The following is a 5,523-nucleotide window of genomic DNA, read 5'->3' on the forward strand; positions in this document are numbered from 1 at the left end:
ACCGAAATCGTCGGGGCGGCGGGGCGCCTCGTCGCGGCGCGCGAACCCTTCGCCCGCCGGCCTTTCACGCGACGGCGTGAAGGGCGCGATCTCCATGAGGTCCTCGGGCGCCGAGCGACTGGCGCGGCACTGGCGCACGAAGGCAGCGGCCACCTGTTCGGCGCCATGTCTGGCGAGGAGCGCGTCGATGAAACCGCGTTCGTCGTCCTTCACCGGCTCGTCGAAAACCGGATCGGCCAGGATGCGCTCGTCGTCGCGCCGCATCACGTCGTCGGCCGAGGGCGGGCTCGCCCATGTTGCCTTGAGGCCGGCGTTCTGCAGCAGCCGCTCGGTGCGCTTGCGGGCGCTGTTGGGCACGATCAGCGCGCTGACGCCCTTGCGCCCGGCGCGACCGGTGCGGCCGCTGCGGTGCAGCAGCGTTTCCGGATTGGTCGGCAGATCGGCGTGGATGACCAGCTCGAGATTGGGCAGATCGATGCCGCGCGCCGCGACATCGGTGGCGATGCAGACTTTTGCGCGGCCGTCGCGCATTGCCTGCAAGGCATGGCTGCGCTCGTTCTGGCTGAGCTCGCCCGACAGCGCCACGACGGAGAAGTTGCGGTTGTTGAAGCGCGCGGTCAGATGATTGACGGCGGCACGCGTGTTGCAGAACACCAGCGCGTTCTTGGCTTCGTAATAGCGCAGCACGTTGATGATGGCGTTCTCGCGGTCGGGCTGGGCGACGCTCAGCGCCCGGTATTCGATGTCGAGATGCTGCTTCTCCTCGCCGGCCGCCGAAATGCGCACCGCATCGCGCTGGTAGCCCTGGGCGAGCGTGGCGATCGAGCGCGGCACGGTGGCCGAGAACATCAGCGTGCGGCGTTCGGCCGGAGCGGCGTCGAGGATGAATTCGAGGTCCTCGCGAAAGCCGAGATCGAGCATCTCGTCGGCCTCGTCGAGCACCACCGCCTTCAGCGCCGACATGTCGAGCGAGCGCCGGGTGATGTGGTCGCGCAGCCGGCCGGGCGTGCCGACGACGATATGGGCGCCGCGCTCCAGCACACGCCGCTCCGAGCGCATGTCCATGCCGCCGACGCAGGACGCCACGGTGGCGCCGGTCAGTTCGTAGAGCCATTCCAGTTCGCGCGTCACCTGCAAGGCGAGTTCGCGCGTCGGCGCCACCGCCAGCGCCAGCGGTGCGGCGGCGTGGCCAAAGCGCTCCGCGCCCTCAAGCAGGGTCGGCGCCAGAGCGAGGCCGAAGGCCACCGTCTTGCCGGAGCCTGTCTGCGCCGAAACCAGCGCATCGGCCTCGCCGAGTTCCGGCGCCACAACCGCCTTCTGGACGGGCGTCAGCTCGGAATAGCCGCGTTTTTCCAGCGCCCTTGCCAGCGCGGGAACGAGTGCATCGAAGTTGGACATCTTACTCTTTCGGAATTCGGATTCTTATATGCCCAGCAATGGGCCTGTCTTCGGCGGGCGTCGGGACGCTCCATGAGCCGGATGGTCATGCCGTTCGTACTTCGTGCCGCCGCCATTGTACAGGGCAACAGGACGCTCATCGCAATTGACTCTTGACGCAAACCGCGTAAAAGCCCGCTTTGAACGGGATCGTTTTTCGATGCGCGGCCTTTTGATGGCTCTTCTTGCATTCGATGCCCCCAGCCTCAATGCACATCATTGGGCCGGGCGCGTCGGCGCGTCCCCTCGTTCCAGCAAAACTATGGCCAAAACCACCACCAAAACGGTGTGACTCCCTTGGCCTAACCACCCTCTCCCGGGTTCGGCCCGGGGGACGGAACCCGCATCGGCCAGCGGGTTTCTCCAAAAACCAAGCGGAGAGGGACAGGAGATTTTTCGATGAGTTTCAAGGTAGCGATCGTCGGCGCCACGGGCAATGTGGGCCGGGAAATGCTCAACATACTGGAAGAGCGCGGCTTTCCGGTAAGCGAAGTCGTGGCGCTGGCGTCGCGGCGCAGCCAGGGCACGGAAGTGTCGTTCGGCGACCGCACGCTGAAGGTGAAGACGCTCGACCAGTATGATTTTTCCGACACCGACATCTGCATCATGTCGGCCGGCGGCAGCGTCTCCAAGGAATGGTCGCCGAAGATCGGCAAGCAGGGCTGCGTCGTCATCGATAATTCGTCGGCCTTCCGCTACGATCAGGACGTGCCGCTGATCGTGCCGGAAGTGAATCCGGACGCGATCTCGCTGTTCACGCGCAAGAACATCATCGCCAACCCGAACTGCTCGACGGCGCAGCTGGTGGTGGCATTGAAGCCGCTGCACGATTTCGCCACCATCAAGCGCATCGTCGTCGCCACCTATCAATCGGTATCCGGCGCCGGCAAGGAAGGCATGGACGAGCTGTTCACGCAGACCCGCGCGGTCTTCGTCGCCGATGGCGTCGAGGTCAAGAAGTTCACCAAGCGCATCGCCTTCAACGTCATCCCGCACATCGACGTGTTCCTCGACGACGGCTCCACCAAGGAAGAGTGGAAGATGGTCGCCGAGACCAAGAAGATGCTCGACCCCAAGATCAAGCTGACGGCGACCTGCGTGCGCGTGCCGGTGTTCATCGGCCATTCGGAAGCGGTCAATATCGAGTTCGAAAAGCCGATCACCGCCGACGAGGCGCGGGATATCCTGCGTGAAGCCCCAGGCTGCCAGGTCTTGGACAAGCGCGAGGACGGCGGCTACATCACGCCGCTGGAATCGGCCGGCGAGGACGCCACCTTCATCTCGCGCATCCGCGAGGATTCGACCATCGACAATGGCCTGTCGATGTGGATCGTCTCCGACAATCTGCGCAAGGGCGCTGCACTCAACGCGGTGCAGATCGCCGAGCTGCTGGTCGAGCGCGGCCTGATCCAGCCGAAGAAGAAGGCGGCTTAGTTTTCGCTCACGGGCCGTATCGCCGCTGCCGCGGCGGGCCCTCCGCGGGGGCGCCGAACGATCGGCGGCCCGCGGTCGCGGGCTCGGCCTTTGGCCGTTAGCTCCCTTCTCCCCGTTCACGGGGAGAAGGTCCCGGCAGGGGAATGAGGGGCAGCACCAGCCTCAGCTTCGATTCTCAGCCGCCAAGCCAACCAGCAGCTCCAGCGCTTCCTCCGCCCGGTCGGCGGGGACGAACAGATGGTCGTGGTAGAAGGCCGAAACCGGGTTCACGCCCATGCCGGCGGCGGCGAGGCGCGTGGTGATGGCGGCGAGGAAGCCGACGGCTTCCAGCGACGAATGGATGTTCAGCGTGACCATCCGGCAGCGGAATGACGCGGTCAGTGCCGCAGCGATGGCCTTCTCCTCGGTTACGATCAGCGTCACGCCCTCGCGCTCACGAAACACCATCACCGCCTCACCGCCTTCCGGCTGAGCGACGCCAGGCGCCAGCGTGGCGAAGACATAGGTGCCGGCCAACAGTTCCGGCGTCATCGATGCCAGCAGTGTCTTCAGATCGGTCTCGCCGGTCATTCGTTTCTCTCGCCTGCAGAAATGGGCCGCAGCCCACGTGCTCTTCAATATCCGCGACCGGCGCGTGCCGATAGTCCAGGCGCTGCAAGGACGACATGGCGATGTCGCTGGCGGCTGGGCTTGCGGACCTGTCGCATCGCACAATAGAGGAGCTGAGGGCCGATGCCGGTCCGTGAAAGGCCTTCGATGATCGTTCGCCCGCGCCCCACATTCCTGAAGCTGTTCTTCATCATGCGCGGTTCGGTCGTGCCACGCATCCTGCCGCAGATATTGGGCTTCGCGCTTTATGCCGCGATCATCCTGGCCGTGGCGCGCCGGTTCCAGCTTGATTTCAGCATCTTCAACATCACGCCTTTCGGCCTGGTCGGCGTGACATTGTCGATCTATCTCTCGTTCCGCAACAACGCCGCCTACGACCGTTGGTGGGAGGCGCGCAAGCTGTGGGGCGCGCTGGTCTTCGAAATGCGCAACCTGGCCCGCGCCACCACCAGCCTCATCCCGGACCAGACCGAGCAGCGCGCCCTGCTGATGGAAGCGCTCGCCTTCTGTCATTTCCTGCGCGGGCAGTTGCGCAAGATCGACAGCATGAAGGATGCCCGCGCCTTCATCGACGCCGAGGCGGACAAGGCCGCAGCCTTTTCCAATCCGGCAGATGAGATGGTCAGGCGCATGGGCCGGCGTGCCAATGCGCAGCGCCGGGCGGGCGATGTCGACTCGATCGGCTTTCGTATCCTCGATGAGAGGCTCGCGTCGATCGCCGCCATCCAGGCCGGCTGCGAGCGGATCGCCGGTACGCCGTTACCCTTCGCCTACACGCTGCTGGTGCATCGCACGGCCTACATCGTCTGCCTGCTGCTGCCGATCGGCCTGATCTCGACCACCGGTTGGGCGACGCCGCTGTTCACGGCGTTGATCGCCTATACTTTCTTCGGCCTCGACGCGCTGTCGGAAGAGCTCGAGGATCCGTTCGGCACCGAGGCCAACGACCTTGCACTCGACGGCCTCTGCCGTGTCTGCGAAATCTCGGTGTTCGAAGCGCTGGGCGAAACGCCGCCGAAGATGATCCCCGCGGAAAAGTTTTATTTTTCCTAGGCGAAGGCGCGCGGGCTTAAAACAATTCGGACCTCTGTCGGATCGCAGCCCCATGCCACGTCCTTGGGTCGACCCCAGCGAAAAGGGCTCGAACCACTAGGAGGGACCACCATGAGCATTTCCGAAATCGCGCCCGTCTCGCCGGGCGCTTTATGGACCGGCCGCGCGCTCAGCGGCGTCATCGTGCTGTTCATGATTTTCGATGGCGTCATCAAGCTGCCGCCGCTCGATGTCGTCACCCAGACGATGGTGCCGCTCGGCTGGCCGGCCGATGCCAATGTCGCGCGCATGCTGGGCGTCATCGGCCTGATCTCGACCGCTCTCTATGCACTGCCGCGCACCTCGGTGCTCGGCGCCATCCTGCTCACCGCCTATATGGGCGGCGCCATCGCCACCAATGTCCGTGTCGACAACCCGCTGTTCTCGCACATGCTGTTCGGCGTCTATCTCGGCATTATCCTGTGGGGCGGCCTGTATCTGCGCGATGCCAGGGTCCGCGCGCTGATCCCGTTCAGCCGTTAGATCCAGATCGAAGCATCGCTTTCCGCTGAAAGCCTGAACCCTTTGCCGGGCAATGTCTCAGGGATCGAATCGCGGAGTTGCGAGTTAGAGATTCGCCTGGCGGCGGAGGCGGCTCCTATCGGAGAGGAACGATGATGAAGAAAATGATGCTTTTGATGGCGCTGCTGGTGCCGCTCGCCGCTTGTTCGCAAACGGAAAAAGGCGCGGCCGTAGGCGGCCTCGGTGGCGCTGCCGTCGGTGCGGCGGTCGCTGGCGATCCGGTTGAAGGCGCCGTCGTCGGTGGTGCTGTCGGCGCCGTGGCCGGCGCGCTGATCGGCCGGGCGAGCGAGCGTGGCGAATGCCGCTACCGTGATCGTCGTGGCCGCGTCTACATCGACCGCTGCCCGAGCGGTTATTGATCGGCAGCTCTTACAGACAGAACCGGACAGCAAAACGGCGGGCCTTGGCCCGCCGTTTTCCCGGATGCGA

Annotated in this window: 5 protein-coding genes and 1 pseudogene (1 of these 6 cut by a window edge); 4 read left to right on the top strand and 2 right to left on the bottom strand. The window is 64.8% G+C overall.

The genetic code is table 11. The features are described 5' to 3' along the window. Positions 1–1,398 (bottom strand): annotated as a pseudogene (locus EOC06_RS12280) (DEAD/DEAH box helicase) (it extends 496 nt beyond the left edge of the window). 438 nt (positions 1,399–1,836) lie between these two features. On the opposite strand from EOC06_RS12280, the gene EOC06_RS12290 reads away from it, so the two are divergent. Further along, entirely contained in the window at positions 1,837–2,871 is a 1,035-nt protein-coding gene (locus EOC06_RS12290; protein ID WP_127383223.1) for an aspartate-semialdehyde dehydrogenase, read from the top strand. Between the two features lie 162 nt (positions 2,872–3,033). Here EOC06_RS12290 and EOC06_RS12295 read toward each other — a convergent pair whose 3' ends face one another. Next, positions 3,034–3,441, bottom strand: coding sequence for an ACT domain-containing protein (locus EOC06_RS12295; protein WP_128307884.1), 408 nt, complete (start codon positions 3,439–3,441; stop codon positions 3,034–3,036). Between the two features lie 162 nt (positions 3,442–3,603). On the opposite strand from EOC06_RS12295, the gene EOC06_RS12300 reads away from it, so the two are divergent. The 3 genes from EOC06_RS12300 to EOC06_RS12310 all read left to right on the top strand — a co-directional run bounded on the left by EOC06_RS12300 (position 3,604) and on the right by EOC06_RS12310 (position 5,453). Then, the gene (locus EOC06_RS12300) at positions 3,604–4,533 is read left to right on the top strand and encodes a bestrophin family protein (RefSeq protein ID WP_245469518.1); all 930 of its coding nucleotides are present in this window, start codon (positions 3,604–3,606) and stop codon (positions 4,531–4,533) included. Positions 4,534–4,644: 111 nt separating this feature from the next. Continuing rightward, positions 4,645–5,055, top strand: coding sequence for a DoxX family protein (locus EOC06_RS12305; protein ID WP_127329323.1), 411 nt, complete (start codon positions 4,645–4,647; stop codon positions 5,053–5,055). A 134-nt stretch (positions 5,056–5,189) separates the two neighbouring features. Continuing rightward, positions 5,190–5,453, top strand: coding sequence for a glycine zipper domain-containing protein (locus EOC06_RS12310; RefSeq protein WP_127382303.1), 264 nt, complete (start codon positions 5,190–5,192; stop codon positions 5,451–5,453). Positions 5,454–5,523 lie beyond the last annotated feature (70 nt).

It is taken from the genome of Mesorhizobium sp. M7A.F.Ca.MR.362.00.0.0 (assembly GCF_004023175.1).
Lineage (GTDB): Bacteria > Pseudomonadota > Alphaproteobacteria > Rhizobiales > Rhizobiaceae > Mesorhizobium.

Coding starts and splice junctions, on each gene's coding strand:
- EOC06_RS12305 (WP_127329323.1), top strand. CDS start 4,645: ATGAGCATTTCCGAAATCGCGCCCGTCTCGCCGGGCGCTTTATGGACC.
- EOC06_RS12310 (WP_127382303.1), top strand. CDS start 5,190: ATGAAGAAAATGATGCTTTTGATGGCGCTGCTGGTGCCGCTCGCCGCT.
- EOC06_RS12290 (WP_127383223.1), top strand. CDS start 1,837: ATGAGTTTCAAGGTAGCGATCGTCGGCGCCACGGGCAATGTGGGCCGG.
- EOC06_RS12300 (WP_245469518.1), top strand. CDS start 3,604: ATGCCGGTCCGTGAAAGGCCTTCGATGATCGTTCGCCCGCGCCCCACA.
- EOC06_RS12295 (WP_128307884.1), bottom strand. CDS start 3,441: ATGACCGGCGAGACCGATCTGAAGACACTGCTGGCATCGATGACGCCG.